The 25,372-nt window shown below is 66.8% G+C and carries 27 protein-coding genes; all 27 read right to left on the bottom strand.

The features are described from left to right. Window positions 1-9: 9 nt before the first annotated feature. The 27 genes from A9513_RS33575 to eat all read right to left on the bottom strand — a co-directional run bounded on the left by A9513_RS33575 (window position 10) and on the right by eat (window position 25,222). A complete protein-coding gene (locus A9513_RS33575) occupies window positions 10-675 on the bottom strand; it encodes an amino acid ABC transporter permease (RefSeq protein WP_065086602.1) in 666 nt (221 codons plus the stop codon). Then, entirely contained in the window at window positions 675-2,393 is a 1,719-nt protein-coding gene (locus tag A9513_RS33570; protein ID WP_065086601.1) for an aconitase X, read from the bottom strand. Before A9513_RS33570 ends, A9513_RS33575 begins: the two co-directional genes overlap by 1 nt. A 70-nt stretch (window positions 2,394-2,463) precedes the next feature. After that, window positions 2,464-3,270: a transporter substrate-binding domain-containing protein gene (locus tag A9513_RS33565; protein ID WP_024764662.1), complete on the bottom strand. Its 807-nt coding sequence runs from the start codon at window positions 3,268-3,270 to the stop codon at window positions 2,464-2,466. 501 nt (window positions 3,271-3,771) lie between these two features. Further along, window positions 3,772-4,524: an AraC family transcriptional regulator gene (locus A9513_RS33560; protein ID WP_255302920.1), complete on the bottom strand. Its 753-nt coding sequence runs from the start codon at window positions 4,522-4,524 to the stop codon at window positions 3,772-3,774. 185 nt (window positions 4,525-4,709) lie between these two features. Continuing rightward, the gene (locus A9513_RS33555) at window positions 4,710-5,957 is read right to left on the bottom strand and encodes an FAD/NAD(P)-binding oxidoreductase (protein WP_065086599.1); all 1,248 of its coding nucleotides are present in this window, start codon (window positions 5,955-5,957) and stop codon (window positions 4,710-4,712) included. Next, window positions 5,954-6,190: a (2Fe-2S)-binding protein gene (locus tag A9513_RS33550; RefSeq protein ID WP_024764664.1), complete on the bottom strand. Its 237-nt coding sequence runs from the start codon at window positions 6,188-6,190 to the stop codon at window positions 5,954-5,956. Before A9513_RS33550 ends, A9513_RS33555 begins: the two co-directional genes overlap by 4 nt. After that, entirely contained in the window at window positions 6,183-7,295 is a 1,113-nt protein-coding gene (locus A9513_RS33545) for an FAD-binding oxidoreductase (protein WP_065086598.1), read from the bottom strand. The genes A9513_RS33550 and A9513_RS33545 overlap by 8 nt, the downstream gene beginning before the upstream one ends. Next, window positions 7,292-8,236 carry a 4-hydroxyproline epimerase gene (locus A9513_RS33540; protein ID WP_024764666.1) on the bottom strand — a complete coding sequence of 315 codons (945 nt, stop codon included), beginning with the start codon at window positions 8,234-8,236 and terminating at the stop codon, window positions 7,292-7,294. The genes A9513_RS33545 and A9513_RS33540 overlap by 4 nt, the downstream gene beginning before the upstream one ends. 113 nt (window positions 8,237-8,349) lie before the next feature. Further along, the gene (locus A9513_RS33535) at window positions 8,350-9,024 is read right to left on the bottom strand and encodes a GntR family transcriptional regulator (protein WP_024764667.1); all 675 of its coding nucleotides are present in this window, start codon (window positions 9,022-9,024) and stop codon (window positions 8,350-8,352) included. A gap of 131 nt (window positions 9,025-9,155) precedes the next feature. After that, on the bottom strand, window positions 9,156-10,043 hold the full coding sequence (ispA, locus tag A9513_RS33530) for a (2E,6E)-farnesyl diphosphate synthase (protein ID WP_024764668.1): 888 nt from the start codon (window positions 10,041-10,043) through the stop codon (window positions 9,156-9,158). After that, the gene (locus tag A9513_RS33525; RefSeq protein WP_024764669.1) at window positions 10,040-10,285 is read right to left on the bottom strand and encodes an exodeoxyribonuclease VII small subunit; all 246 of its coding nucleotides are present in this window, start codon (window positions 10,283-10,285) and stop codon (window positions 10,040-10,042) included. The genes ispA and A9513_RS33525 overlap by 4 nt, the downstream gene beginning before the upstream one ends. 126 nt (window positions 10,286-10,411) lie before the next feature. Then, window positions 10,412-11,017 carry an START domain-containing protein gene (locus A9513_RS33520; protein WP_065086597.1) on the bottom strand — a complete coding sequence of 202 codons (606 nt, stop codon included), beginning with the start codon at window positions 11,015-11,017 and terminating at the stop codon, window positions 10,412-10,414. A gap of 345 nt (window positions 11,018-11,362) precedes the next feature. Further along, window positions 11,363-11,893 (bottom strand): inorganic diphosphatase, encoded by a 531-nt coding sequence (gene ppa / locus A9513_RS33515; protein ID WP_017521720.1) that lies wholly within the window; start codon window positions 11,891-11,893, stop codon window positions 11,363-11,365. 80 nt (window positions 11,894-11,973) lie between these two features. Beyond that, window positions 11,974-12,792 (bottom strand): zinc-dependent peptidase, encoded by an 819-nt coding sequence (locus A9513_RS33510; RefSeq protein WP_054908336.1) that lies wholly within the window; start codon window positions 12,790-12,792, stop codon window positions 11,974-11,976. A gap of 7 nt (window positions 12,793-12,799) precedes the next feature. Then, window positions 12,800-13,459, bottom strand: coding sequence for a DedA family protein (locus A9513_RS33505; RefSeq protein WP_024764672.1), 660 nt, complete (start codon window positions 13,457-13,459; stop codon window positions 12,800-12,802). Between the two features lie 194 nt (window positions 13,460-13,653). Next, the gene (locus A9513_RS33500) at window positions 13,654-14,538 is read right to left on the bottom strand and encodes an ABC transporter substrate-binding protein (protein ID WP_065086596.1); all 885 of its coding nucleotides are present in this window, start codon (window positions 14,536-14,538) and stop codon (window positions 13,654-13,656) included. Between the two features lie 88 nt (window positions 14,539-14,626). Then, window positions 14,627-15,091 (bottom strand): N-acetyltransferase, encoded by a 465-nt coding sequence (locus A9513_RS33495; RefSeq protein ID WP_024764674.1) that lies wholly within the window; start codon window positions 15,089-15,091, stop codon window positions 14,627-14,629. 122 nt (window positions 15,092-15,213) lie between these two features. Further along, window positions 15,214-15,657: a type IV pilin protein gene (locus tag A9513_RS33490; RefSeq protein WP_304362958.1), complete on the bottom strand. Its 444-nt coding sequence runs from the start codon at window positions 15,655-15,657 to the stop codon at window positions 15,214-15,216. Beyond that, window positions 15,657-15,995 (bottom strand): hypothetical protein, encoded by a 339-nt coding sequence (locus A9513_RS33485; protein WP_065086595.1) that lies wholly within the window; start codon window positions 15,993-15,995, stop codon window positions 15,657-15,659. Before A9513_RS33485 ends, A9513_RS33490 begins: the two co-directional genes overlap by 1 nt. Continuing rightward, window positions 15,996-19,079 (bottom strand): pilus assembly protein, encoded by a 3,084-nt coding sequence (locus A9513_RS33480; RefSeq protein ID WP_065086594.1) that lies wholly within the window; start codon window positions 19,077-19,079, stop codon window positions 15,996-15,998. Next, window positions 19,066-19,611: a hypothetical protein gene (locus A9513_RS33475; RefSeq protein WP_024764677.1), complete on the bottom strand. Its 546-nt coding sequence runs from the start codon at window positions 19,609-19,611 to the stop codon at window positions 19,066-19,068. Before A9513_RS33475 ends, A9513_RS33480 begins: the two co-directional genes overlap by 14 nt. Next, window positions 19,608-20,351 carry a PilW family protein gene (locus tag A9513_RS33470; protein WP_065086593.1) on the bottom strand — a complete coding sequence of 248 codons (744 nt, stop codon included), beginning with the start codon at window positions 20,349-20,351 and terminating at the stop codon, window positions 19,608-19,610. Before A9513_RS33470 ends, A9513_RS33475 begins: the two co-directional genes overlap by 4 nt. Continuing rightward, window positions 20,348-20,941, bottom strand: coding sequence for a type IV pilus modification protein PilV (pilV, locus tag A9513_RS33465; RefSeq protein WP_160297874.1), 594 nt, complete (start codon window positions 20,939-20,941; stop codon window positions 20,348-20,350). Before pilV ends, A9513_RS33470 begins: the two co-directional genes overlap by 4 nt. Beyond that, window positions 20,938-21,450 carry a GspH/FimT family pseudopilin gene (locus A9513_RS33460; RefSeq protein WP_065086592.1) on the bottom strand — a complete coding sequence of 171 codons (513 nt, stop codon included), beginning with the start codon at window positions 21,448-21,450 and terminating at the stop codon, window positions 20,938-20,940. Before A9513_RS33460 ends, pilV begins: the two co-directional genes overlap by 4 nt. A gap of 171 nt (window positions 21,451-21,621) precedes the next feature. After that, the gene (gene eutC, locus A9513_RS33455) at window positions 21,622-22,428 is read right to left on the bottom strand and encodes an ethanolamine ammonia-lyase subunit EutC (protein WP_038803598.1); all 807 of its coding nucleotides are present in this window, start codon (window positions 22,426-22,428) and stop codon (window positions 21,622-21,624) included. 23 nt (window positions 22,429-22,451) lie between these two features. Continuing rightward, the gene (locus tag A9513_RS33450; RefSeq protein ID WP_065086591.1) at window positions 22,452-23,846 is read right to left on the bottom strand and encodes an ethanolamine ammonia-lyase subunit EutB; all 1,395 of its coding nucleotides are present in this window, start codon (window positions 23,844-23,846) and stop codon (window positions 22,452-22,454) included. Between the two features lie 11 nt (window positions 23,847-23,857). Next, on the bottom strand, window positions 23,858-25,222 hold the full coding sequence (eat, locus tag A9513_RS33445) for an ethanolamine permease (RefSeq protein WP_065086590.1): 1,365 nt from the start codon (window positions 25,220-25,222) through the stop codon (window positions 23,858-23,860). Between the last annotated feature and the right edge of the window lie 150 nt (window positions 25,223-25,372).

Here is a 25,372-nt window from a genome sequence, read left to right as displayed (position 1 = left end):
GTGCTTCTCCTAGTAGCGGAACAGTCGCCAGCTCAGCAGGCGGGCGACCACCACGATGACCTTGGCGATGAGGTAATAGAGCACCGCGGCCAGGGCGAAGTACTCGAAGGTGCGGAAGGTGCGCACGTTGAAGTCCTGGGTCACGCCGGTGAGGTCGTTGTTCAGGCCCACGACCACGCCCAGCGAGGTCATCAGCACCGCCCAGACCATCTGGTTCGTCAGCGGGTAATAGACGATGCGCAGCAGCTGCGGAACGATGATCATCCGGTACGCCTGGAAGGCGCTCATGCCCAGCGAGCGCGCGGCGCGCATCTGGGTGTCCGGCACGGCCTTGAGGCCGCCGCGGAAGTTCTCCGCGAGGTAGCCGGCGTTGTTGAAGGTGATCCCCGCCAGCAGCGCCACCCAGGAGCTGACGTGCAGGCCGAAGGAGCCCAGGCCGAAGTACAGGATGTAGATCTGGAACAGCGACGGGGTGTTGCGCGCGATCGATACCCAGGTGTCGGCGAAGCCTTTCAGCCACGGATTCTTCATCTGCCGCATGACGGTGAGCAGCAGCGCGATGAGCACGCCGAGGATCATCGACAGCGCGGCGGTTTCCAGGGTTACCCAGGCGCCGCCGAGCATGTCCGGCAGGGCCTTGAAGGCGGAGCGCCAGTGGAAGCTGTAGTTGAACATCAGCGCACCCCCTCGCTCAGCCAGCTCGGGACGCCACCGTCACCGCGCCCGCTGCAGGCTGCCTCGACGCAGGCGGCAAGGCTGCCGAAATGCACCTGGCGCCCGGCCAGGCCCGGACCGTAGTGGGCGTATTTCGCCGAATTGGTGATCAGCGTGGTGCAGGACGGCGGAATCACCGGCTCGCCGATCATGCACCAGCAGGTGTCGTTGAGCAGTTGCGCGCCGAAGTCTTCCAGCACCTTCACGTCGCCGGCGGCGCGGGCCTTTTCCTGCACGTCGCGGCCGAGGGCGACGACCAGCGCGACGCCCGGATGCTTGCGGCGCCCGGCGACCAGCCTGGCCAGCTCGGCACACTCGCTGGCGGAGAAGTGCGGGTTGCCCAGCGACACCAGTTGCACGCTGGGTTCTGCCGCGTGGTCCAGCTCGCGCCAGGAGGCGATCAGATCCGCCGGCGTGACGCGCAGGTGTTGCAGCGGGGCTTTGCCGCCCAGTGCGGTGGTGACGTCCGGCGCTTCCGGCGTAACGCCGGCGATGTGGAACATCGGTGCGGCGGAGGTGGTGGCGAAGGCTGCGCCGAAGGCTTTCAGCGCATCGCTGTCCGGCGCCAGCGGCTGCAGGCCGTCGACCACCGGGATGCGCGTGCCGCACAGCTCGCCGATGTGATAGCCGAGCAGCGGGAAGATCGATTCGTCGTGGTCGGCCGGCAGCTCGACGTCGATCCGCAGGGTCGCCAGCCGACCCTCGTCGCGGTGGCTGCCGACGTTGGGCGCGCGGCCGGTGAGGGCGATGCAGATATCGAGGTAATCCGGGTATTTCAGGGTCCGCGCGCCGAGCACGCTGTTGGCGTATACCACGGCGTTGGACTCGGCCCACACGACCTGTTCGCCGAGGCTCGGCTTGCTGTCCAGCAGGTAGGGCGCGCAGGTGTAGCTCATCTGCGCGCCCATCTCCATGTAGGCATCGCCCAGCGCGGCGGCGGGCTCGCCGAAGGCCTTGTCGACGCCCAGCTCGCGCCAGCGGCGGTGGTCCACGGAGATGGAATTCAGGGTGGTCGGCACCTTCACCTTGCCGCCCCAGTCCGCCAGTTGGCGGGCGAAGCGCAGGCTGGCGGGGCCGGTATAGATGCAGCCGTCGATGTGCGCCTGGGCGATGTCCAGCAGGTCCTTCGCGCCTTGCAGCGCGGCCATGCGCAGGACGATCTGCATGGCGGCCTGGGCGGCCTTGCCGTGCTGGCCGTCGAGCAGTTCATGGTCGCCGGCGGTGAGCGCCAGGCCTTCCGGCAAGGGGCCGGCATCGCTGGCCATCACGCCCTGCCAGCTATCGGCAGGGCGCTCGGCGGTGAGTGTTACCTGTCCGTCTTCGATACGGGCCCAGCCGCCCGTGGACAACTGCTCGAAAGCCTCGTGGCCCAGGCACAGCACCGGTATGGAGCGGCCGAACAACGCCTGCGCCACCAGCACGCCGAGGGTGAGGATCTCGTCCGGCTCGGCCAGCAGCAGGGCTGCCGGCGCATGGCCGTTGAGCAGTATTTCCAGCATCACGCTGCTGCCGGTACAGGAGCCGCGTCCGCTGGGAATCGCCAGCACCCGCCCGGGCAGGAAGCTGCCGGAGAGCGGATGGTGGCGGTCGATGACCTCGCCCGTGAAAGGCTCGACGCCTCCCCAGAAGCTCAGCCCGGTGTCGGCATGGAGTAGCGCCCCTTCGGCGCTACCCCCCATCAGGACCCGCCCTGTTAGGCGTAAGTCCCGCACCCTTGAAGCCTGAATCGAAGACATGTTGCGCCCGCCGTCAGTAGTACACGTGGGGAACGGTGAGGTCGACCGGGGTGCCGCCGACCCACTTCTCGTACAGCTCGGCGTAACGGCCGGTGCGGACCTGCTGGTTGACGAAGAGGTTGAGGTAGTGGATCAGGCCGTACTCGTTGCGCGCGGCGGCCAGCGACACGTAGTCGATCACGTAGGGCGCGTTGCCGACGACCTTCAGGCCCTTGTACTTGCCGGATTTCAGGGTGGAGGCGGCGACGGTGTTGGTCACCACGGTGGCGTCGATGTGACCCTGAGCGACGGCGAGGATGGTGTCGTTCTGGCTCTGGTAGGCGCGGAAGGAGCCCTTGCCGCCCCATTTCTTCACGTCCTTCTCCAGAGCGATGGCTTCATAGGTACCGCTGGTGTTGCCCACCGGGCGGTCCTTGATGTCCTCGTACTGGGTGATGCCGGTGTCCTCGCGGGTCAGCACCACCATCTGGAAGGCGAAGTAGGGGATGGTCATGGCGACCGTCTTGGCGCGCTCCAGGGTGTCGGAGGTGGAAGCGACGATCACGTCGGCGCGGCCGGATACCAGCGCGGGGATACGATCCGGGAAGGGCGTCTCGACGACTTCGGCGGTAACACCGAGGACTTTCGCCAGGTCGTTGCAGTAGTCCACGTCGAAGCCGACCGGGTTGTTCTGCGCATCGCGCGAACCCATCGGCGGGAAGTCCAGGGTGACGGCGCAGCGCAGCTTGCCGGATTCAATGATGTCGTCGAGCTTGTCAGCCTGGGCCTGGCCGACGAGAAACACAGCGGTGAGGGCTAGCGCAATTCGGGAGAATTTCATGGGGGCCTCTCTGAGTCAGTGTTGTGCAGCGATTTTGTATTATGGATTTCGTATACGATATTTCTTAGAGCAAGGCATGTGCCAGAAATGGCCCGGGCATGACCGATCGGTCGCGAGGCCTGCTATTGGTGGGATCAGGGCTACAGGGTGCTTCGAATTGGCTGTAGGTGCGTTCCGAGCGCTGTTACCAAATGAAGCAGGAGCGTGTTTCGCTGCCCCGTATGGGAGCACTCGGGAAGCTGTGCGCGTTGATGTCCCTTGTGGGAGCAACTGTCTTCTACGGGAAAGTTCGTGCCTGCTTTCCCCTCTCCCCAGCCCTGGCTACGCGCCCCGCTCCTGAGGGAGAGGGGGCGATCGTGCCGGCTGACGCTGGGGTCTCATGCTGCTCAGGACGGTCCCCTCTCCCGCTTGCGGGAGAGGGTTAGGGTGAGGGGGCACTTGTAGAGGAGGAGCCCCTCAGCCCATGCCAGCGATCGCGCGCATGGGGCACTGCAGGTTTCGTCAGTTGGGAGCGACCTGCGACTCGCGATATTGCGTCGGCGACAGCCCGGTCAGTGCGCGGAACTGCCGGCTGAAGGCGCTGTGGTCTGTGTAGCCGCAACGCAGGGCGATCTCGGTGATCGGCAGGTCCTCGCCGAGCAGGCGCGTGGCGGCACCCAGGCGCGCCTTGTGGATCATCTGCCGTGGCGTGAGCTGGAAGATGCGCTTGCAGTGGCGCTCCAGCTGGGCGACGGAGAGGCCGGCCAGCTCGGTCAGCTCGGCAAGGTTGATCGGCTTGTCGAAGTGTTCGCGGATATAGGCGTCCACTGCCGCCAGGCGCTGGTAAGCGGGATGCGTGGATTGCGCCGCCTGCAGGTCGCTGGAAATTCCCGCCATGCCGATCACGGCGCCTTGCGCATCGCGCAGCGCCAGCTTGTGGGTCAGGCACCAGCCTGGCAGCCGGCCGGGGTAGAGGTGCAGCTCCAGCTGATCGCTGAGCTGGCCGCCGGTTTCCAGTACGCGGCGATCCTGCTCGGTGTAGATCGGGCCGAAGCGCGACGGGAAGACCTCCTCGGCGGTGCGCCCGAGCAGCTCGCGGGCATCCTTCACACCGCAGCGCCGCGCCAGGGTCTGGTTGACCAGCACGTAGCGCGCCGCGGTGTCCTTGATGAAGAACACCACGCCGGGCATGGCATCGAGCAGCAGGGAAATCTGCGCAAGGGTCTGCAGCAGGCTATCCAGGTCGCGGGCGCCCTGGGGAATCAGGTCGTGCATCGGGAGGCGAGTCGGCTGTCGGAACATGGCGGAAGGTACGCTGCAAGGTGGCGAGATGGCGGGACGCTGTCAACTCGTAGGGCGAATAACGCCTCGGGCGTTATCCGCCGGCCGCCACGTACGCAGGTGGGCGTGGCGGATAAAGCGTGCCGCTTTATCCGCCCTACGAGTGATCCGGTTGGAGCTCAGTCTTCGGCGAGCTGCAGCAAGGTTTCCACCCGCGTCGGGCTGAAGGGAGGACGCGGCGCCGGCGGTTGCCAGCCGAACAGCTGTTTGGCTGCCGCACCGCACACACGGCCTTGGCAGGCGCCCATGCCGCAGCGGCTGGCGAGCTTGGCGGCGGTCCAGTCCGGTTTGCCCGCCAGTGCCGAGTAGGGCACGTCTTCGCAGCGGCAGACCAGGGTGTCCGGTTGGGCGAGCTGGTTCAGGCGCGGGTCGAGGGCAAAGTCCTTTTTCAGTGCGTCGGCGAAGCCCTGCCAGCGCTGGCGCTGCGGCCAGAGCCCACGGGCGCGGTCGTGTTCACCCACGGCGGCGTGGCCGGCGATGCTGCCCTCCACCAGGGCCTTCTCCGAGCCGCCGAAGCCGGTGCATTCGCCCGCGGCGTAGATGCCATCGCGGCTGCTCGCCTGCCAGGCGTCGACGCGGATTGCCCCGTCGTCCACCGCGCAGCCCAGTGCCTGGCCGAGCTGCACGTTGGGGATTAGACCGAAGCCGCAGCCTAGTCGGTCGCATTCGATTTCCTTCAGCTTGCCACCCTGGCTGATTCGCACGCCTTCCAGGTGATCTGTCCCCAGTGCGGCGACGATATGGCTGTCGGCACGGTAGGCCGGGTCGTACAGGCCGACGGACTGCAACAGCTTGTTCGGCCAGCGTGGCAGCTTCAGGGCGAAGCTGGTCAACGCAGACCAAGAGGCCTGTTCGGCGATGCGCTGGATCTTCGCGCCGTTGGCGCGGGCGGTCGCGGCGCTGGCGAGCAGCAGCGGGCCGCTGCCGGCGATCACTACGCGCTGGCCGTCCACCGGTGCGCCGCCTTTCACCAGTGCCTGCAGTCCGCCTGCACCGGTGACGCCGGGCAGCGTCCAGCCGGGGAAGGGCAGCAGCAGTTCGCGGGCACCGGTGCAGAGGATCAGCTTGCGGTAATCCAGCCGCCAGCCACGTTGGAAGTCTTCCAGCAGCAGGCCGCGTTCGCCGGCCAGGGCCACCACGCGGGTGGCGCTGTGAATCCTGATGTTGGCGCAGGCGGCGACTTTTTCGCGCAGCTGCAGAGCGGCGCGCGGCAGGTGCGCATTGGGCCCGTCGCGCCAGATCTGCCCGCCAGGCAGCGGGTTGTCGTCGAGGATGACGGTGCTCGCGCCGCTGGGGGCGGCGGCGAGAGCGGCGGACAGGCCCGCCGGCCCGGCACCGATGATGAGGATATCGACGGACTCGCTCATGGGCGCGTCTCCACCTGCATGCCCTCGCGGCACAGGGTCTGGCAGGCCAGGCGGCGCTGGCCGTCGATGATGACCCGGCACTCCTGGCAGATGCCCATGCCGCATAGCGGCGCACGGCGCTGGCCGCTGACCGAGGTGCGTGTGGTGCCGTCGCCGCCCAGGGCAAGCGCGGCGGCCACCGTGGTGCCGGCGACGACACGCAGTGGGCGGCCGTCAAGAGTCAGGTCAGGCATGGGTGGTGGCTCCGAGGAAGCGGCGCGGGGAATAGGGTTCGGCCGGCAGCGGCAACGGTTCGCCGCACAGCTGCGCGGCGAGCAGGTCGGCGGTGCCCGGCGCTGTGGTTACGCCCAGGCCTTCGTGGCCGACAGCGAGCCACAGGCCGGGGCGCTGCGGATGTTCGCCCACCAGCGGCATGCCGTCCGGGCTGGCGGCGCGGAAGCCGGCCCAGCTGCGGATCACGTTGAGGTTGGCCAGGCCGGGCATGTAGTCCACAGCGCGGCGCAGCATCTTCGCCAGCATCCAGCCTTCCACCTGCGGGTCGGTGGTGCCGAACTGCCGCGAGGCGCCGATGAACAACTGGCCGGTCGGGCGCGGCTGGATGTTGCAGGCCACCGATGGGCCACTGGCGTTGTGCGCGCTGGTCACGTAGCCCAGCTCCACCAGCGTGCGGCGCACCTTGCCGGGGTAGCGGTCGGTGATCAGCAGATGACCTTTTTTCGGCTCGATGGGCAGGTCGGCGCAGAGCTGCGTGGCCTGGATGCCATTGGCCAGGACGATGGCCTTGGCGCTCAGCCACTGGCCGTCGTCCAGGCGCACGCGGGGTTCGTCGATTTCCACCACCTTGGCCTGGCGCTGGCGGATCGGTTTCAGCGCCGACTCCAGCAGCCACGCGGCGGCGCGCGGCGCGTAGAGAATGCCGTCACCGGTGATCTCCAGCCCGCCGTGCAGGTCGCTGCGCAGCTCGGGTTCTTCCTGCTGCAGCTCCGCGCTGTTCAGCAGTCTTGCGGCGATGCCGTGCTCGCGCAGCACGGCGAACTTGCGTTCGGCTTCGGCCATCTCTTCGTCATTGGCCGCCAGCCACATCGTGCCGTTGCTGCGGTACGCGCATTCGGCGGGCATGTCGTGGCCCCACTCGCGCCAGCGCTGCAGCGAGTAGTTGCTCAGCGCCAGTTCGGCGGCATTGTCGTCGAGCACCAGCAGGTGGCCCATGCCGACGGCGGTGGCGCCGGGCAGGCGCGCATCCAGCACCAGCACGTCCAGGCCGCGGCGGGCGAGGGCGTGGGCGCAGGCGGCGCCGACGATGCCGGCGCCGATGACGATGATGTCCGCATCGCTCACGAACGGATGCCCCAGGCGAACGGGTCGTCTTCTTCCAGCAGCAGGGTGGCTTCCGCGCTGATGTTGGCGCGCCCGCGGATGGTCGGGATGATGCGCCCCTCGGCAGGCTCACCGACCCACTCGAAGCGGCCCTCGAACTGGCTGCCGATCACGCTGGCCTGGCGCCAGGCGTCGCCGGCGGCGAGCTTGCCGTCAGCGGCCAGGCACGCCAGCTTGGCGCTGGTGCCGGTGCCGCAGGGCGAGCGGTCGTAGGCCTTGCCGGGGCAGAGCACGTAGTTGCGGCTGTCCGCATCGGGATCGTCGGCGAACAGCTCGATGTGATCGATCAGGCCACCGTCTTCGCCGCGGATGCCCTGGTCTTCCAGCGCCTTCTGCACGGCGACGGTGTAGGCAGTCAGTTCGTCCAGGTTGTCGCCGGCGACGCGCAGGCCGTGATCGGCGATCAGGAAGAACCAGTTGCCGCCCCAGGCGATGTCGCCGTGCACTAGGCCATGGCCGGGCACTTGCACCGGCACCTGCTTGCGGTAGCGATAGGAAGGGACGTTGCGCACGCTCACCGAGCGGTCGTCGTGCAGGGTTGCTTCGACGGTGCCCACCGGCGTCTCGATCTTGTGCGTGCCGGGGCCGATACGCCCCAGGTGCGCCAGCGAGACGACCAGGCCGATGGTGCCGTGGCCGCACATGCCCAGGTAACCGGTGTTGTTGAAGAAGATCACCCCGGCGCAGGCGCTCGGGTCCACCGGCTCGCAGAGCAGTGCGCCGACCAGCACATCGCTGCCGCGCGGCTCCAGCACGGTCGCGGCGCGCCAGCTGTCGTGCTCCCTGGCCAGCAGCGCACGGCGTTCGGCCATGCTGCCCTTGCCCAGATCGGGAAAGCCGTCGAGCACCAGGCGCGTGGGTTCGCCGCCGGTGTGGGAATCGAGAACCTGGATGCGTTTCATGCTGCCCCCTGAGGTGGTCTTGTGGTTGACCCTAGGGTGGCGCGGAGCGGGGATGGGAGCTTGAGGGTTTTCCGCCGGGCCGATGATGAAATCGGCACAGCGGGTCTTTTCGATCAGCTCGGTGTCGGCCGATTCGGCAGGTGCTCGTAGAGCGTGCGGCAGACACCGTTGATGTGTTCTTCCAGCAGGCGCGCGGCCAGCTCGCCATCGCCGGCGCGGCAGGCGTCGAGGATGTCGTGGTGCTCGTGATCCGCGCGATCCTTGCCGGAGGACAGGCTCATCTGCATGCGCAGGTAGCGTTCGAGCTTGTCATGGATGGAGCGGATCAGGCCAACCAGGTAGGGCCGCTGCGCCGGTTCATAGAGACAGGCATGCAGCTCCCAGTTCAGTTCCGCCCAGCGGCCGACATCGTCCTCGCCGACGAACTCGGCACAGATGCGCTCGGCGCGCTCGAAGGTCTCGGCGGTCATGTTCGGCACCGCCAGGCGGATCGCCTGGGCTTCGAGAACGACCCGTACCTCGAACATCTGCGCCAGTTCCGGTTCGGATATCTTCGTCACCAGCGCCCCCTTGTTGCGCTGGAACTCCACCAGCCCCTCGGCCTCCAGGCGCTTGAGCGCCTCGCGCACGGGAATCTTGCTGACGTTGAAGATCTGCGCGATATCGTCCTGGCGGATCGGCTCGTGCTCTGCCATCTGGCCGGAAATGATCGCCTCGCGCAGGTGCTTGGCGATGGTCTCCGAGGCGGAGGGGACGATACCCAGGTTGGGGGCGTTGCGTAGCGGCACGATGCAGTCCGGTCAGGTGGCTGTTGTCGGATATGGTATACGAAATCCCTGTAATGCAGTGAAGCATCGGCGAGCGGTCATCGCAATGGATGAATCACGGGATTTGCACACGCAATGCGCGTGCCGGGGAATCAGTTACGGCGTTCGACGATATAGCGGGCGAGGGCGCGCAGCGGTTCGGCGCTATCGCCAAAGCCTTCCAGCGCCGCCAGCGCCTGGTCGCGCAGGGCGAGGGCGTAGGCCTTCGCTTCGTCGAGGCCGAGCAGCGCGGGGTAGGTCGGCTTGTGGTGGGCCTGGTCCTTGCCCTGGGTCTTGCCGAGGGTGGCGGTGTCGCTTTCCACGTCGAGGATGTCGTCCTGCACCTGGAACGCCAGGCCCACCGCCTCGGCGTAGCGGCGCAGGGCTTGCAGCGCATCGGTGTTGGCGCGGCCGCTGGCGAGGGCGCCGAGCTGCACGCTGGCCTCGATCAGCGCGCCGGTCTTGTGCCGGTGCATGGTTTCCAGTGCGGCCTGGTCGATCTTGCGGCCCACGGACTCCAGGTCGATCGCCTGCCCGCCAACCATCCCGGCCGAACCGGCGGCGCGGGCGAGGATCGTCAGCATGTCCAAGCGGGTCTGGGCATCCTGCGGATTGAGCTGTGCGTTACCGATCACCTCGAATGCCAGTGCCTGCAGGCCGTCACCGGCGAGAATCGCGCAGGCCTCGTCGTAGGCAATGTGGGTGGTCGGCTGGCCGCGACGCAGGTCGTCGTCGTCCATCGCCGGCAGATCGTCGTGCACCAGGGAATAGGCGTGGATCAGCTCCACTGCGCAAGCAGCGCCGTCCGCCCGCTCGGCGTCGCCGCCCAGTGCTTCGCAGGCCGCGTAGGCCAACAGCGGGCGCACGCGCTTGCCACCGTTGACCACGCTGTAGCGCATGGCGGCGTAGATGCGGGTGAGTTCTTCACGGGGGGCGACGAAGAGTTTTTCCAGCGCAGCGTCGACACGCGCCGTACAGCGCGCCTGGTACCCGGCGATCATGCGTCTTCGCCTTCCGGATCGAAGGGCGCTTCGCTCAGTTCGCCATCGCGTTCCAGCAGGATCTGCACCTTCTGCTCCGCCTGGGTCAGCGCCGCCTGGCAGTCGCGCGTCAGGCGGATGCCCTGCTCGAAGGCCCCCAGCGAGTCCTCCAGCGACAACTCGCCGCTTTCCAGGCGCTCCACCAGCGTTTGCAGCTCGGCGAGGGACTGTTCGAAGTCGAGGGAAGCTTTCTTGCGGGCCATGCGGACATCTCGGCGGGGGTATTCGGAAACCTCGCGACACTAGCAGAGACGGGCTTTGCGGGCAAATCTTCGGTCAGGCCGCCGGCGACTGCACAACCGTTGCCGGCGGCGCTTTCGGACCGGTTTCTAATAGCCGCCGTCGCGGACGCCCTGATGCTCCGCCACCACCCTGAGCATGCGCAGCGACTCGAATGGAGCATCGACCACGAACTGATTCGCCAGCCAGGACGGCACGCTGCCGCCGGGTTCGCCGCGCATTTCGTAGGTGACTTCGGTGAGCTTCGGGCCCTTGGGGACCATCTGCCAGGTGCCGGAAACATTGGGTACGCGTATGCGGTCCTTCACCGGAGGAAGATAGTCCGGCGCAGCCTGCAGGTGGCGAATCATGCCGCCGTCCGCGGTTTCCTCGGTGCTCACCTTCAGCACCAGGTCGCGCGGGGCGGCGGGCCACGGGAGCTTGGTGTCGAGGTAGACCCAGATCGCCTCGTCAGTGTACTTGAGCAGGCGCATCTGCGCGCAGGCGTAGAGCCAGGCGCAGGAGACGCGCAGGTTCTCCTGCAGGTGGCCGAGGGTGGCGACGTCGGATTTCACCAGGGTCACCCCGCGAAAACTCTTGTAGCGGGAGCCGGGCACGTCGCGAAGGTAAACCTGCACACCATCTTCGTTCCTCGCCAGTTTCCAGTCTTGCGCCTGCGCCCAGGCCGGGTTGCATGTCAGCAGTGGCGCTGCCATGAGCAAGGCAACGTGAAGTGGCGAGAGGCGTGTCATGGCGGTGCAACCGGCGAGGGGATAGCTTGATCTTATGCCTGCCTGGTGACAGCGGCGCATTGGCTGGCGAGCGGTCTGACATGGGCTGAGGCTTTTTCGCAGGCATTAAAAAAGCCGGCTTGTGGCCGGCTTTCAGGGGGTGGTCCAACCTTACTTCTGGTAGGGCGGGCCGCCTTGATTCTGTGGCAACGCAGGGGACTGCGTGCGGGGCGCGCATGGTAGCAAAGTCGGGACGAAAAGCCTAATCCCGGTCACAAAAAAGCCCCGCAGTGGCGGGGCTTCTTCGCGGCGGGGGCTACCCCGCGACCATCACTTGGCCTGGAAGGCGGCGACGGCCTTGGTGATGTAGTCGTGGGCCTGGGCGGCGTCGCCCCAGCCTTCGACCTTCACCCACTTGCCCTTCTCGAGATCCTTGTAGTTCTCGAAGAAGTGCTTGATCTGCTCCAGCAGCAGGGCCGGCAGGTCGGTGTATTCCTTCACGTCCTTGTACAGGACGGTCAGCTTGTCGTGCGGTACGGCGATCAGCTTGGCGTCGCCGCCGGCTTCGTCGCTCATGTTCAGCACGCCAACCGGACGGGCGCGGATCACGGAGCCCGGAGCGACCGGATACGGGGTCACGACCAGCACGTCCAGGGGGTCACCGTCGTCGGCCAGGGTGTTCGGGATGAAGCCGTAGTTGGCCGGGTAGAACATCGGGGTGGCCATGAAACGGTCGACGAACAGGCAGTCGGTGTCCTTGTCGATCTCGTACTTGATCGGCGCGTGGTTGGCCGGGATCTCGATGGCGACGTAAATGTCGTTCGGCAGGTCTTTGCCAGCCGGGATGCTGCTGTAGCTCATGGACGACTCCAGATAGTGGTCGGGCCGAAAAAGTGCGGCGGATTATAGGCAGATTGCCGTGTCCAAGCCACAGACATCGCCTAGTGCGCCCGAGTTTCCTGATATTCGGGGTGCTCGGCTTGCAGCCGGTGCAGGCGCGAGAGCGGATCTTGCCGGTAGAACAGCGAAAGCTGCTCATAGACTTTGGGATAGGCCGCCTGAAGGAGGTCCGGAGCGGTAAAGAAGTACTCGCTGGTGACGGCGAAGAACTCGGCAGGATTCTCGGCCGCGTAAGGGTCGATGGCGGTGTGCGCCTGCGGATCGCGGTCGAGCTGGCGGTTCATGTCGTCGTAGGCGGCCTGCATGGCGGCAGCCCAGTCGGTGACGCGCATGTCGCGGTGCAGTGGCGGCAGGCCGTTGGCGTCGCCGTTGAGCATATCGAGCTTGTGCGCCAGCTCGTGGATCACCAGGTTGTAGGCGTCCCAGCCACCGCCGCTCTCCACGCCGGGCCAGGCAAGGATCACCGGGCCTTGCAGGGAGGTTTCGCCGGCGCGCTCGTCGTCGAATTCGTGCATGACGCCAGCGGGGTCGCGGTGTTTCTGCGGGCTGACGAAGTCGTCGGGGTAGAGCACCAGCTCATGGAAGCCGCTGTACCAGTTCAGGTCCGGCAGGTGCAGCAGCGGCAGCTCGGCCTGGGTGGCGAGCAGCAGGCGGCGGTAGTCGTCCAGTTCGATGCCGGGCAGCGGCGAGAGGCGCTTGTCGCGCAGGAACAGCAGCGCCCGCTCGCCGAGCCGGCGCAGTTCCTCTTCGCTCAGGCCGTCGAGGATCGGCAGCTGCCGCCGCACCTGCTCCCAGAGCTGGGCGTCGAGCGGATAGCGGGCGAGGAAGCGCCGGCGGCGCCAGGCGCTGAACGACCACATGGGCGGATCAGTGCTCGCCTGGTTGGGCCTTGGCCGATGGGCGCATCTTGTGGCGGATGAAGCCGATCAGCATGGGTACTAGGGAGAAGGCGATGATGGCGATGATCATCACCGAGAGGTTCTGCTTGATGAAGGGCACGTTGCCGAAGAAGTAGCCCAGGGTCACCAGGCCGCCGACCCAGGCGATGCTGCCGGCCACGCTGAAGAACAGGAAGCGCGCGTAGGGCATGTAGGCCATGCCGGCGACGAAGGGCGCGAAGGTGCGCACGATGGGCAGGAAGCGCGCCAGGGTCACGGTCTTGCCGCCGTGGCGCTCGTAGAAGGCGTGGGTCTGGTCCAGGTAGTCGCGGCGGAAGACCTTCGAGTTCGGGTTGCTGAACAGGCGCTTGCCCAGGGTTCGGCCGATCACGTAGTTGGTACTGTCGCCGCTGATCGCCGCGAGCAGCAGCAGGCCGCCGAGCAGCCAGGGGTCCATGCCGCCGGCGGCGCAGATGGCACCGGCGATGAAGAGCAGCGAGTCGCCCGGCAGGAAGGGCGTCACCACCAGGCCGGTCTCGCAGAAGATCACCAGGAAGAGGATGGCGTAGATCCAGGTGCCATAGTTGGCTACCGCCAGCGACAGGTAGCTGTCGAGGTGGAGAATCAGGTCGATCGGGTTGAATTCCATGAGAAGCCTGTTTGACAACGAGGTGAACGGCCGGGCCGACCATTATAAGGCGCGACCTGACTGCCGGGGGCGCTCTCCGTCGAATCCTGCGACGGAGAGCCGCGGGAGGATATTACAGCTTCTGCGTGAAAATCCTGTCGCTGCAAGCCCGGCAACGCCTTGTGACAAATACCGCAGAAGCGCTGGACGCTGCGTCAGAGCAGGCTCGCCTGCCAGCTCAACAGGGCGGGCGCCACCTTGGGTGCCGATGCCGCACCGTGCTGCTCGCCGGCGGCTGGCAGTTGTTCGGCCAGCGGGTGTGCGGCGACTTCACGGGTGTTCATCGCGGTTTCCAGGCGTGCCTCGGCAATCAGCTGCTGCAGGCGCCCGCTGCGGCGCAGGGTGCGCAGGCCGCGGTCGAGGCTGGCGGCGAGGGCTTCGCCTTCGGCGCGCTTCTTCGGCACCAGCACGTAGAGCGGCTTGACCTCCAGCGGCGGGTCGACGAACTCCAGCTGCTCGCGCAGCGCCGGGGCGTTCTGGCTGAGCAACTGGTAGCCGGTGTAGCGGTCCACCACGGCCAGGTCGATGCGCCCGCGCAGGAGTTTTTCCAGGTTCTGCCAGTCGCTGCTGACCACGTCCTTGTTGAGGAAGTCGGCGCTGTCGAAGCGCTCCTGGTTGACGTAGCCGCGCACCACGCCGATGCGGTAGGGGCGCAGGGTGTCGAGGTCGCGGGGGTTGATCGGCAGGGCGCGGTCGCGACGGCGGAAGAAGCCGAGCTGGGAGTCCAGCAGCGGCATCGAGGTGTAGAAATCCTGGCGGCGGTCGGGCGACAGGTACGCCGGCATCAGCGCGTCGAAGCGGCCCTCGCGGGTTTCGTTGAGCGCCCGCTGCCAGGGCAGGAACACCAGTTCGGCCTTGTCGCCATTGAGCGCCAGGGCTTCGTTGAGGATGCGGCTGGCCAGCCCGTTGCCCGGCAGGTCGCTACCGACGTAGGGCGCCCATTCCAGGGTGGCGACACGCAACGTCTGGGCCTGGGCGATGGCGCCCGCAAGGCCCAGGCAGAAGCAGGCGGTGCGCAGGACGAGCAGGGAAATACGCATGGGATCCCTTCATGCGGAGGCCGCGGCAATTCCGATGATGGCACTTTAGTGTGCCCGGCCCGCCGCCGCCAGCGGGCCGTTGCGTGCCTCAGTTGAGGTCGTCGCTGATCGGCAGGATGTAGTTCTTGAACTCGCTGTCCTCGCGGAAGCCGATGGACTCGTAGACTTTCTGCGCCACTTCGTTGTTGACGCTGGTGGACACGCGCATGCGCACGGCCTGGGTCTCGCGGGCCATCTGTCGGGCGGTCTGCAGCAGGTGGTCGGCGACCAGTTGGCGGCGGGCTTCTTCGGCGACGTAGATGTCGTTGAGGATCCACACGCGCTTGAGCGAGAGCGAGGAGAAGCTCGGGTAGAGCTGGCAGAAGCCCAGCAGCTTGTTGTCGTCGTCGTCCGGCAGGGCCAGGTAGATCACCGATTCCTTGCGGCGCAGGCGCTTCTCGAGGAATTTCCGCGAGGACTCGGGGTAGGGGAGCATCCCGTAGAACTCGCGATATTTGACGAACAACGGAGCGAGCAGATCGAGGTGGTCGAGCGTGGCTTGCACGATGCGCATAAGCGGGCCTCGGCGGGAGGTGGGTGGGCTGGTATGGCAATGCAGGGGCTATGCCAGCGAATAGCCATTGGTCCGATGCTGCACCAGAATTTGTGGAAAGCGCAATCCAAGCGAGCGTTTGATCAGCGCCAGCAGCTATCCACGCTGCCGGCGCTGGTGCCGCGCTGGCCCTGGTGGTCGAGGGTGAAGTCGCCGCATTCGCTGTCGCCGGCCTGGGCGCCCCGGCGCAGGGCGGTCAGGCGGTAGCTGCGGGTGTTGCCGCCGATGAACTCGGCCTGCAGTTCATAAAGCTGGTGCGGCGACAGGCGTTTGCCATCGACCAGCGGGTAACCGAATGCCAGCCGGGTCGCGGCATCGGTGTACTTGCTGTATTGCGCCAGGTAGCGCTCCTGCTGCGCAGCAGCGTCGCGCAGCAGTGTCTGGGCCTCGCTGCGATTGGCGCGCAGGACATACTGGCGATAGCTGGGGATGGCGATGCCGGCCAGCAGCGCGAGGATGCAGACCACTACCATCAGCTCGATCAGCGTGAAGCCTTGCACCTGGCTCGCGGGCATACGGATGGACATCAGGGGTACCCCGTGGGCAGGTTGAAATTCAGGATCTGCCAGTTGAAGCGGCCCTGGTTGACCGGGTCGAAGAGCTGCACGGGCAGGCGGCTGCCGTCGGGGGTATAGAGGTTGCCGCCGATGCGTGTCACCGGGCCTTCGATCTGGATGCCGCTGGCGCGTTCACTGAAGGAGCCGTCGCCTGCCAGGTCGAAGACGTTGAAGTTCAGCGCCCCGCCGGTCTTCGGGTTGACGGCGAGCAGCCAGTAGGTGATCCCGGCACTGCAGGGGTCGGCGTTGGGCTTGCTGACGGTGACGAAAAGAACGTCGCCGAGCATGAAGGGCTGGTCGAGGATCATCTAGCTGTCGGCCAGATCGAAGTACCAGCCTCGGATGCCGACGCCACGCTTGCCGCTGCTGTCCCAGCTCACGCTGGCGCTGCTCAGTTGCCGGACCAGGGTGCTGCCGCCGCTGTGGCTGACGGTTTCCTCGGTGAGCGTCTGCTTCTGCAGGTCGCCCAGTCTGGTCAGGGTGGCGGGATCGCCGGCGCCATCGACGTGGGCGAGGTAGTCGGTCTGGTCCCAGAACCCATAGAGCGATTGCGCGGTGGCCGGGCCTTCCTTGTCGCTGCCTTCGAAGTACTTGCCCGTGCCGGCCAGCACCAGTTGCCCGCCGCGCGGATGCTGGGTGACTTCCGGTGCCGCGCTCACGGCCTGGCCCCGTGCGCTGGCGAGGCTGGCCAGCAGGCTTGCCTTGGCATCGATGCCGCCTTGGCGATACAGGTTGCCCTGAAGGCTGCCGTAATAGCGCTGGGCGAGTTCCCCGGGGCTGGCGGCCTGGGTCCAGGCGACCGTGCTGGCGACGTCACCGTCGCCGCCGGTGGCGTGGCTGGCGGCGTCGATCCGGCCGTCGGCCAGGCGGATCGACAGCGAATAGCCCTTGCCCGCGTCGTAGCCATTGCCAGTGAGGATGTAGGGCTCGCCATCGAAGGAGGTGATGACCGGGCGCTCCAGCAGGTAGCCGAAGTCGATGGTCTTGCCGTCGCGGCTGGTTGCGCGGGCGGTGTGCTCCCAGAGCAGCGCGGGCGAGTCCGGATCGGTGATGTCCAGGGCGAACAGCCCGCGCCCGCCGCGTCCCGGCGCCATCACCAGGACAGTGCGCCAGGCACCGTCGAAATAGACATCCTGGGTGACGGCAGTGCCGTCGACGAAGAAGCGGTGCAGGTTGTTGGTGTTCTCCTCCTCCGAGCGCCCCGCGTAGTTTTTCGCCGGCAGGTAGTTGAGCTTGTCGACCACGGCGGCAGGGATGAAGGCCCAGCGTTCCCGGCCCGTTTCGTCGAAGGCATGCAGCATGCCGTCGTTGGCACCGACGTAAATGCGCCGTTCGCGGTCCGCGTGGTCCTGACGGAAGGTTTCGTAGCCCGTGGTGCGGGCGGCTTTCTCCAGGTAGTAGGTGACGCTGGAGGGGGCGCCGACTACGACCGGCGAGGAGTAGATGATGTCGCCGAGCAGATGGTTGCGCGCACGGAACGTGGCGTCTTCGTCACTGCGGTCGCCACGCAGCCAGGCAAGGCGACGCTGGCCGAGATGGTCGCGAGTCTGGGTGCCGGGCGCCTTGTCGAGCAGGTCCTGCTGTGAGGTCGCGAGATTGTCCCAGGCGAAGGCCTGGAGGCTCCCACTTGGACGGTCGGGGCGTGAGTTGAAGTAGAGGTTGCGGCTCCCAGGCGAGCGCTGGTCGAGCTGGTTGCGGAAGGACAGCGCGGTATTGGCCTGGGCGTTGCCGTCGGCATCGAGGCGGTATTGCAGGATGTCGCCGCTCCAGTCGTTGGGCTGGTAGCTGGCGCGGTAGAGGTAGGTGTCGGTGCTCAGCGAGGTCGAGCTGGCGCCTGCCGCGGCGACCGCCAGCTGGTTGGTGGAAATGCTGCTGACGATGGCCTGGAAGGCCTGTACCAGTTCGCTGGTGGAGTCGGCGCTGAAGAACTCGCCACGGGCGTTCAGCGCACCATGCCAGAGCGCCGCCACCTTGCCTTCGTTGGCGGTTACCGTCATGCCGTCCAGCACCGTGCTGCCGCTGGGGTTGGGCCAGCTCTTGCTGCCATCGAGCAGTTGCGGGTAGGAACCCGAGTAGGTGTCACCTCCCCACTGCAGGTACTTCAGTGTCGGGCCGAGGCCCAATCCCACGGTGTAGGTGGTGACGTGCTGCCAGGTGGCCGGATCGTTCTTCGGATTCCAGTAGTCGTTGCCGTCGCGGTAGCGCGGCGGGACCTTGTTCTCCAGGTCGGCGCGCGCATCGGTCGCCCAACCGAGGAAGATGTTGTCGGCCAGGGTATTGGACCACTTGTCGTAGAAAGGCGCGCTGGCGGCGAAGGCCTTTCCGTCGGGCAGGGTGCGCGTGGTGCCGTCGGCATTGTTGCCACCGGAGCCGTCACCGAAGCCATCGGTCATCAGCAGGTGGTAGGTGGGGCGGCAGGCGTACTCGGTCTTCACGTCGCGCGTGGCGCCCGGCGCGCGAGCATAGGGGTTGTACGCGGACGTGCTGGAGAGGTAGCTGTTGACCCGGTTCTGCGCGGCGCCCAGCGGGGTACCGCCACTGGCGACCAGGCGGCTGGTGAAGGTGAAGAAGTCAGCCTTGTGCTGGTCGGCGAAGGCCGCCAGGGTCTGGTTGCCGCAGGTTGTGGAGGACAGGTTGAAGTTGGTGTTGTAGCAGCTGTTCAGCCCCTGCCAGGTCACGCGGATATGATCGGGCAGCTCGAACAATGCCAGGTTGGCGGCGGTGCGCGTCGCGAGCTGGCGAGTACGGTAGAAGGAAAACCAGTTGGCGTAGTTCTGTTTTTCCTCTGCCGTCGTGACCCAGCGAGGCGCGAAGCAGCTCTTGGTGCAGGCGTTTGCATTGGTGTACGAGTAGCCGGTTGCGCAGTTCTGTACGGCGCTGAGCGCATTGGTGGCAACGTTGCGGGCATGCGGACAGGCGGCGTCGAACTGGTAGTAGTGGGCGTATTGCTTGTAGCTGTCGGTGGTGTTGACAGCCTGGATCGAGTTCTGCCCGTAGCCGTTGCCGGTGTACCTGTTCAGGTCCAACGTCCCGGTCTGGAGGGTGAGGAAGCCGTCGTAGTACGCCTTGTCGAACTGGGTGGTGTAGCGCTCGCTGATGAGGCGCCCACCGCTGAAGGTGACCTTCCACGGCGCTTCGTAGGTGATCGCCGGGTTGTAGTACATCGGGTTGTACGACGCGGAGCGGTTGGCGATGGTGTAGGAACTCATGCCGTCGGGCGTGTAGGCGCTGGTCATGCTGCCGGAGTCGTCGAGGGTGACGATCAGGTTCGGCGAGACGCCCTCGACCAGGAACAGCGGTGCCTGGCTCGGCGTGGCGGCCGCAGCGTTGCCGCCGGCGAGCACAGCGGCTCCCAGCAGTGCGCCACGCAGGAGGGTTTCAGCGTTGCACACGGGCGTACTCCTGCAGGCGTACCTGGGCCTGGTCGGTGATGCCGGTGGCAAGGGCGTTCACCTGCAGCAGCAGGGTGCCGCTGCCGGCCAGGCAGTCGGCCATGGCGCTGGAGGAGCGGCTTTCGCACTGGGCGGCCACATACCAGCGTGGCGCGCGGCTGAGTTCATCCAGCTCGCCCGGACTGGCGAGGTCGTTGCCGCGGTAGGTGCGCGCTTTCGTGATGAGGGCGCTGCTGGCCGGGTCGGAAGGGTTCAGCCAGAGACGGTCGCAGAGCAGCACCTGCTGCTGGTCCTGCGCGGTATCGATGCAGTCGTCGACGGTGCCCACCGCCATGCTCGGGCTATGTCGACTGCGGTACAGCGCCTCGTTGATGGCCGAGGTGGCGCCGCCCAGCGCCGCCTGATAGTCGCGGGCGTCGGCGAGGCTGTTGTCCAGTAGCAGGCCGTTGCGCAGATTGCCCAGGGTCAGGATGCTCAGGCCGAGCAGCAGGATCAGGGCGATCAGCAGGGTCTGGCCGCGTTGCCGGGTCATGGCTGGTTCCTCAGGTAGAGCGTCTGCGCGAAGGCGCCGCACAGCCCGCGCGTACCGGTGTCCTTCTGCTGGTCGCCGAGCGGGTCGGGATAGGTGCAGTTCTCCGGCAGCAGCGGGCGGGTCGAAGTCAGCACCAGGCCGACGCGGACCTGGTTGACCGAGGCGGCGAGGAAACGCAGGTCGTGGATGCCCGTGGCGAGCACCGCCTCGCCGGCGGAAGCGCTGTTGTTGGTCTTGCAGCGCAGCTCGCCGTTCGAGAAGTACAGGTGGCTTACCAGTACCAGCGGCGTGCCGCTGTCGGTATCGCTGTAAAGGGCGCCGCCACTGCAGTCCTGCTGGAACTGTGCGTCGACCCGCTGCGAACGCTGGTAGCGCAGACACAGGCCCTTGCCGTTGGCGTCGACGGAACTGACCTTGCCAGCGCCAAAGCTGCAGCCGGTACGGCTGTCGGTCAGCGAAGGGAAGGGGCCGTCGCGGTCGAGGATGAAGTCGAATTGCGTGGCGTCCTGGGCCACGGCATGGCGTTGCCAGGCGACGTAACCGGCATGCCCGGCCTCGTTCTGCAGCAGGTCGAGGAGGAAGCGCGCGCGGCTTTGGTTCTGTTGCTGGGCATTGTTGAAGGCAGCGTGGTCGCTGCCCGACAGGTAGATCTGCAGCACGGTGAACAGCACCAGGGTGCCGAGCGCCAGCGCGACCATGAGCTCGATCAGTGACAGGCCTTTCTGTGTGCTGGCGTTCATGGCTGGAAACTCAGTCGATAGCGCTCGACGCCACCGTCAGCGTCCGCACTCAGGCAGGCGGAGTCGGCGTCCTCGGCAACGGTCGGGCTGCCGTTGCGGCAGTTGCGGCTGTGCCAGGCCAGCTGGATCAGCAGCAGGGGCTGTTTCGAACCGCTGGCGCAGGATTTACCGTCGCGGGTGGCGCAGATGAAGGTGGAGTCCTTGAGCAGTTCGTCGTCGGTGACGAGTCGGCGCTGCACCTGCGCCGTCCAGCAGGCCAGCTCGCGACGGATCCTGTCGCTCGCGCCGAGCCCGCTGGTGACGCAGGACGCACCGCTGCCCAGGCTGGGGAACGCGCTGCCCTTGGCCACCAGGAATGCCGCATCGTCCCTGAGCTTGCCCTCACGGACCAGCCCCTCGCGGTTGGCCTGCATGCTGCGGGCGAGATCGGCGGCCAGAAGGATCGCGTTCTGCCGCTGCTGGCTGTCGTGGGCGTAGCTGATGCTGCGCGCCTGCAGGGCCAGCATGCCCAGCAGCCCAACGCTGGTGAGCATCACCGCGACCATGACCTCGATCAGGTAGAAGCCCCGCTCGCTGGGCATCGGCCTCATTCGCATACCCATGCCGCTCCGCTGCGTTGCAGGCAGACCTGGCTGCTGTAGCTGCCGGACACGAGGGTGAAGACCAGCGGGTAGTCGAGGCCGGATTCGGCGATACCGTTGCCGTCGAAGACTACCCTTGCGGCGCTGGTGCTGGTCTGGACCTGCACCTTGGCCGAGTCGTCCAGCTGGGTGCGGCGCAGTTCGATGGCCTGGCTGCCAGCCAGGTCGCCGCCACGCCGCTGGGACACCACCAGCATCGAAGCCCAGTCACCGGATGCCTGCGGTGTGACACTGATTTCCTGGTGGCTGATCTGCGCCTGCGCGCGGGCATATTGCAGCAGGCCGATCAGTTGCTTGCCGCCGCTCTGGGCGCGGTTGCGGTTGATCAGCAGGTCGAAGGAGGGCACTGCGATACCCAGCAGGATCGCCAGGATCGCGATGGTCACCAGGGTCTCGACCAGGGTGATGCCGCGTTGGCTCGCAAGCCGGGTGAAGGTAGCGCTACGGGGTGAATCCATGTTCTCGCCATCGACTGGGGTGCGCCGGGCGGCGCAGCCTTCCGTGCCAGTGCACGGTCCTTGATGGCGAGGTTTTTATCGCGATGAGCGGGAGGGGCGATTTAAGACGATTCTTAAAGACGGCGATCACCTGCGCGGCATGTGGTCGCGTTCACGGCAGGGCCTTCCTGCTCAGCCACCGAGCAGGAAATTACCCCGTGACGGCCCGTCGTCTCCTTCCAGCGCAGGTAGCTGCGCCTCGTCCTTCAGGTTCACTCCCGACAGCTGCCGGCGGCACGCCTCGCGCATCAGGTAGAGCAGGCGGTGCGTGGCCAGGCCGTAGCTCAAACCCTCCAGGCGCACGTTGGAGATGCAGTTGCGGTAGGCGTCGTTCAGGCCGACCTTCGGCGCCCAGGTGAAGTACAGGCCGAGGCTGTCCGGTGAAGACAGGCCGGGGCGCTCGCCGATCAGGATCACCACCATCTTCGCCCGCAGCAACTCGGCCACTTCATCGGCGACGGCGACCCGGCCCTGTTGTACCAGGGCGACCGGCGACAGGCTCCAGCCTTCATTGCGCGCCTGTTCTTCCATGCGTTCGAGGAAGGGTAGGCTGTGGCGCTGCACGGCCAGCGAGGAAAGCCCGTCGGCGATCACCACGGCGAGGTCGTAGCCTTGTGGATGGCGCTCGGCATGGCGGCGCAGGATCGCTGCCGAATCTTCGTTCAGGCGGCGGCCGAGATCGGGGCGTTGCAGATAGGTGTCGCGGTCGGCGGCGGCGCTGTGCAGCAGCAACGTCTCGCGACCGCGTTCAGACAGTTGCGCGGCGAGCCCGTCGCGGTCGAACGGCAGGTGCACGGCGTCGCGCGCCTGGGCATGGGCGAACTGGAAATCCAGCTGCGCACTGGTCGGCAGGCTGGTGCCGGCGCGGCCCAGGGCGATGCGCGCGGAAGTCAGGCGGCGCAACTCCTGCCAGGGGTTGGGGGTGAAGCTGTCGCTCATCGAAGACTCCTCAAGCGATGTCCTCAGGACAGTTGCGCGAGCGCATGGCGGAAGGCGCCGGGAAGCTGGCTGGCCATGTGCACGCGGCCGTCCTGCTGGCGGAGGATTTCCATGCGCGCAAGCCACGCCTCGAACTCCGGCGCCGGCCGCAGGCCCAGCGTCTGGCGCGCGTAGAGCGCGTCGTGGAAGGAGGTGGTCTGGTAGTTGAGCATCACATCGTCGGAACCGGGGATGCCCATGATGAAGTTGATCCCGGCCACGCCCAGCAGGGTCAGGAGCATATCCATGTCGTCCTGGTCGGCCTCGGCGTGGTTGGTGTAGCAGATGTCGCAGCCCATGGGCACGCCGAGCAGCTTGGCGCAGAAGTGGTCTTCCAGGCCCGCGCGGATGATCTGCTTGCCGTTGTACAGGTACTCCGGGCCGATGAAGCCGACCACGGTGTTCACCAGGAACGGCTTGAAGTGCCGCGCCACCGCGTAGGCGCGGGTCTCGCAGGTCTGCTGGTCGACGCCGTGGTGGGCGTTGGCCGACAGCGCGCTGCCCTGGCCGGTCTCGAAGTACATCAGGTTGTCGCCCAGGGTGCCGCGCTTCTGCGACAGCCCGGCCTCGTAGCCTTCCTGGAGGATCGACAGGCTCACGCCGAAGCTGGCGTTGGCCGCTTCGGTACCGGCGATGGACTGGAACACCAGGTCCAGCGGCGCGCCACGGTTGATCGCCTCGATGGAACTGGTGACGTGGGTGAGCACGCAGGACTGGGTGGGAATCTCGTAGCGCTGGATGATCGCGTCGAGCATCTCCAGCAGCGTGCAGATCGACTGCAGGCTGTCGGTGGCCGGGTTGATGCCGAGCATGGCATCGCCGTTGCCGTAGAGCAGGCCGTCGAGCACGCTGGCGGCGATGCCCGCCGGGTCATCCGTGGGGTGATTGGGTTGCAGCCGCGTCGACATGCGCCCGCGCAGCCCCATGGTGTTGCGGAAACGGGTGACCACGCGGATTTTCTGCGCCACCAGTACCAGATCCTGCACGCGCATGATCTTCGATACCGCGGCTGCCATTTCCGGCGTCAGCCCCGGCGCCAGGGCGCGCAGGCTGGTTTCGTCGGCGGCATCGCCGAGCAGCCAGTCGCGCAGGCCGCCGACCGTGAGGTGGCTGACCGGGGCGAAGGCTTCGCGATCATGGCTGTCGATGATCAGCCGGGTGACCTCGTCGCTCTCGTAGGGGATCAGCGCCTCGTCGAGGAAGTACTTGAGCGGGATATCGGCCAGCGCCATCTGCGCGGCCACGCGCTCGGCGTCGCTGCCGGCGGCGACCCCGGCGAGGCGGTCGCCGGAGCGCGCCGGGCTGGCCTTGGCCATCACCTCGCGCAGGCTGTCGAAGCGCCAGGTCTGGCCACCGATGCTGTGGGCGAATCCGGACATGCTGACCTCTCTCAGCCCTGGCTGGCGAAGGATGCTTCGGTGCCGCGGTTGAGGCTGATGACGATGCTGCAGCAGGAGCAGCCGCCGATCATCAGCACCAGGAACACTGAGGCGATGACGCTATTGAACCATAGCATCGCGGCCAGGCAGACCAGCGCCAGCACCAGGGCGATGGCCGGGACCACCGGGTAGCCCGGCGCGCGGAAGCTGCGCTCCAGGTCCGGCTCGCTGCGGCGCAGCTTGAACAGGCTGARCATGCTCATGATGTACATGACGATGGCGCCGAACACRCTCATGGTGATCATCGCCGCGGTCAGGGTCATGCCCTGCAGGCTGATCAGGCTGTCGCTGAAGATCGCTGCGATACCCACGACACCGCCAGCGAGGATGGCGCGGTGCGGGGTCTGGAAGCGCGAGAGTTTGGCCAGACTACGTGGCAGGAAGCCCGCGCGAGCCAGGGCGAAGAACTGCCGCGAGTAACCGAGGATGATGCCGTGGAAGCTCGCCACCAGGCCGAACAGGCCGATCCACACCAGCATGTGCATCCAGGTGGAGTTGTTGCCGACCACAGCCTTCATCGCCTGCGGCAGCGGGTCGTTGATGTTCGATAGGGCGCGCCAGTCGCCCACGCCGCCGGCGAAGATCATCACGCCGATGGCCAGCGTCACCAGGGTCAGGATGCCGGCGATGTAGGCGCGCGGGATGGTGCGTTTCGGGTCTTTCGCCTCTTCGGCAGCCATGGCCGCGCCCTCGATGGCGAGGAAGAACCAGATGGCGAACGGGATGGCGGCGAAGATGCCGGCCATGGCCGGGGCGCCGAACACGTCCGAGCCGGCCCAGCCGTTGAGCACGAAGTTGCTGAAGCTGAAGCCCGGCGCCACCACGCCCATGAACACCAGCAGCTCGGCCACTGCCAGCACTGTCACCACCAGTTCGAAGGTGGCGGCGATGCTCACGCCGAGGATGTTCAGGGTCATGAAGATCACGTAGGCGCCGGTCGCGGCCCACTTCGGATCGAGGCCGGGGAACTGCACGTTGAGGTAGGCGCCGATGGCCATGGCGATGGCCGGCGGGGCGAAGACGAATTCGATCAGGGTGGCGATGCCGGCGATCATTCCGCCGGTCTTGCCGAACGCCCGCAGGCTGTAGGCGAACGGCCCGCCAGCGTGGGGGATGGCGGTGGTCAGCTCGGTGTAGCTGAAGATGAAGCAGGTGTACATCACCGCGACCATCAGCGTGGTGACGAGGAAGCCCAGGGTGCCGGCGGCGGCCCAGCCGTAGCTCCAGCCGAAGTACTCGCCGGAGATCACCAGGCCCACGGCGAGCCCCCAGAGGTGCAGGGTGCCCAGCGTTGGTTTGAGTTGTGATGCGCTCATTGTTGTTGTTCCTCTCTCCGCAAGGGGTAGGCCGCAGATGGCGGGCCGCAGGGGCGTGGACGGATACCTGAGCCTCGATGGTAGTGGCGCACTGCCGCGCAAGACTTGACCGCTGGAATCGGCTTTCGCCGCGCAGGGTCAACTGGCTGT

Source organism: Pseudomonas sp. AU12215, assembly GCF_001675465.2.
GTDB classification, from domain to species: domain Bacteria; phylum Pseudomonadota; class Gammaproteobacteria; order Pseudomonadales; family Pseudomonadaceae; genus Pseudomonas; species Pseudomonas nitroreducens.
This window is presented reverse-complemented; position numbering and strand designations above follow the sequence as displayed.

Bases quoted from the DNA above. Each gene is read 5' to 3' on its own strand.
- A9513_RS33490 (WP_304362958.1), bottom strand. From the start codon at position 15,657: ATGTCCATCCGTATGCCCGCGAGCCAGGTGCAAGGCTTCACGCTGATC.
- A9513_RS33495 (WP_024764674.1), bottom strand. From the start codon at position 15,091: ATGCGCATCGTGCAAGCCACGCTCGACCACCTCGATCTGCTCGCTCCG.
- A9513_RS33475 (WP_024764677.1), bottom strand. From the start codon at position 19,611: ATGACCCGGCAACGCGGCCAGACCCTGCTGATCGCCCTGATCCTGCTG.
- A9513_RS33540 (WP_024764666.1), bottom strand. From the start codon at position 8,236: ATGAAACGCATCCAGGTTCTCGATTCCCACACCGGCGGCGAACCCACG.
- A9513_RS33470 (WP_065086593.1), bottom strand. From the start codon at position 20,351: ATGAACGCCAGCACACAGAAAGGCCTGTCACTGATCGAGCTCATGGTC.
- A9513_RS33570 (WP_065086601.1), bottom strand. From the start codon at position 2,393: ATGGGGGGTAGCGCCGAAGGGGCGCTACTCCATGCCGACACCGGGCTG.
- A9513_RS33450 (WP_065086591.1), bottom strand. From the start codon at position 23,846: ATGTCCGGATTCGCCCACAGCATCGGTGGCCAGACCTGGCGCTTCGAC.
- A9513_RS33525 (WP_024764669.1), bottom strand. From the start codon at position 10,285: ATGGCCCGCAAGAAAGCTTCCCTCGACTTCGAACAGTCCCTCGCCGAG.
- ispA (WP_024764668.1), bottom strand. From the start codon at position 10,043: ATGATCGCCGGGTACCAGGCGCGCTGTACGGCGCGTGTCGACGCTGCG.
- eutC (WP_038803598.1), bottom strand. From the start codon at position 22,428: ATGAGCGACAGCTTCACCCCCAACCCCTGGCAGGAGTTGCGCCGCCTG.
- pilV (WP_160297874.1), bottom strand. From the start codon at position 20,941: ATGAGGCCGATGCCCAGCGAGCGGGGCTTCTACCTGATCGAGGTCATG.
- A9513_RS33520 (WP_065086597.1), bottom strand. From the start codon at position 11,017: ATGGCAGCGCCACTGCTGACATGCAACCCGGCCTGGGCGCAGGCGCAA.
- A9513_RS33505 (WP_024764672.1), bottom strand. From the start codon at position 13,459: ATGGAATTCAACCCGATCGACCTGATTCTCCACCTCGACAGCTACCTG.
- A9513_RS33485 (WP_065086595.1), bottom strand. From the start codon at position 15,995: ATGATCCTCGACCAGCCCTTCATGCTCGGCGACGTTCTTTTCGTCACC.
- A9513_RS33560 (WP_255302920.1), bottom strand. From the start codon at position 4,524: ATGCACGACCTGATTCCCCAGGGCGCCCGCGACCTGGATAGCCTGCTG.
- ppa (WP_017521720.1), bottom strand. From the start codon at position 11,893: ATGAGCTACAGCAGCATCCCGGCTGGCAAAGACCTGCCGAACGACATT.
- A9513_RS33460 (WP_065086592.1), bottom strand. From the start codon at position 21,450: ATGGATTCACCCCGTAGCGCTACCTTCACCCGGCTTGCGAGCCAACGC.
- A9513_RS33555 (WP_065086599.1), bottom strand. From the start codon at position 5,957: ATGAGCGAGTCCGTCGATATCCTCATCATCGGTGCCGGGCCGGCGGGC.
- A9513_RS33565 (WP_024764662.1), bottom strand. From the start codon at position 3,270: ATGAAATTCTCCCGAATTGCGCTAGCCCTCACCGCTGTGTTTCTCGTC.
- A9513_RS33575 (WP_065086602.1), bottom strand. From the start codon at position 675: ATGTTCAACTACAGCTTCCACTGGCGCTCCGCCTTCAAGGCCCTGCCG.
- A9513_RS33550 (WP_024764664.1), bottom strand. From the start codon at position 6,190: ATGCCTGACCTGACTCTTGACGGCCGCCCACTGCGTGTCGTCGCCGGC.
- A9513_RS33500 (WP_065086596.1), bottom strand. From the start codon at position 14,538: ATGCGTATTTCCCTGCTCGTCCTGCGCACCGCCTGCTTCTGCCTGGGC.
- A9513_RS33510 (WP_054908336.1), bottom strand. From the start codon at position 12,792: ATGTGGTCGTTCAGCGCCTGGCGCCGCCGGCGCTTCCTCGCCCGCTAT.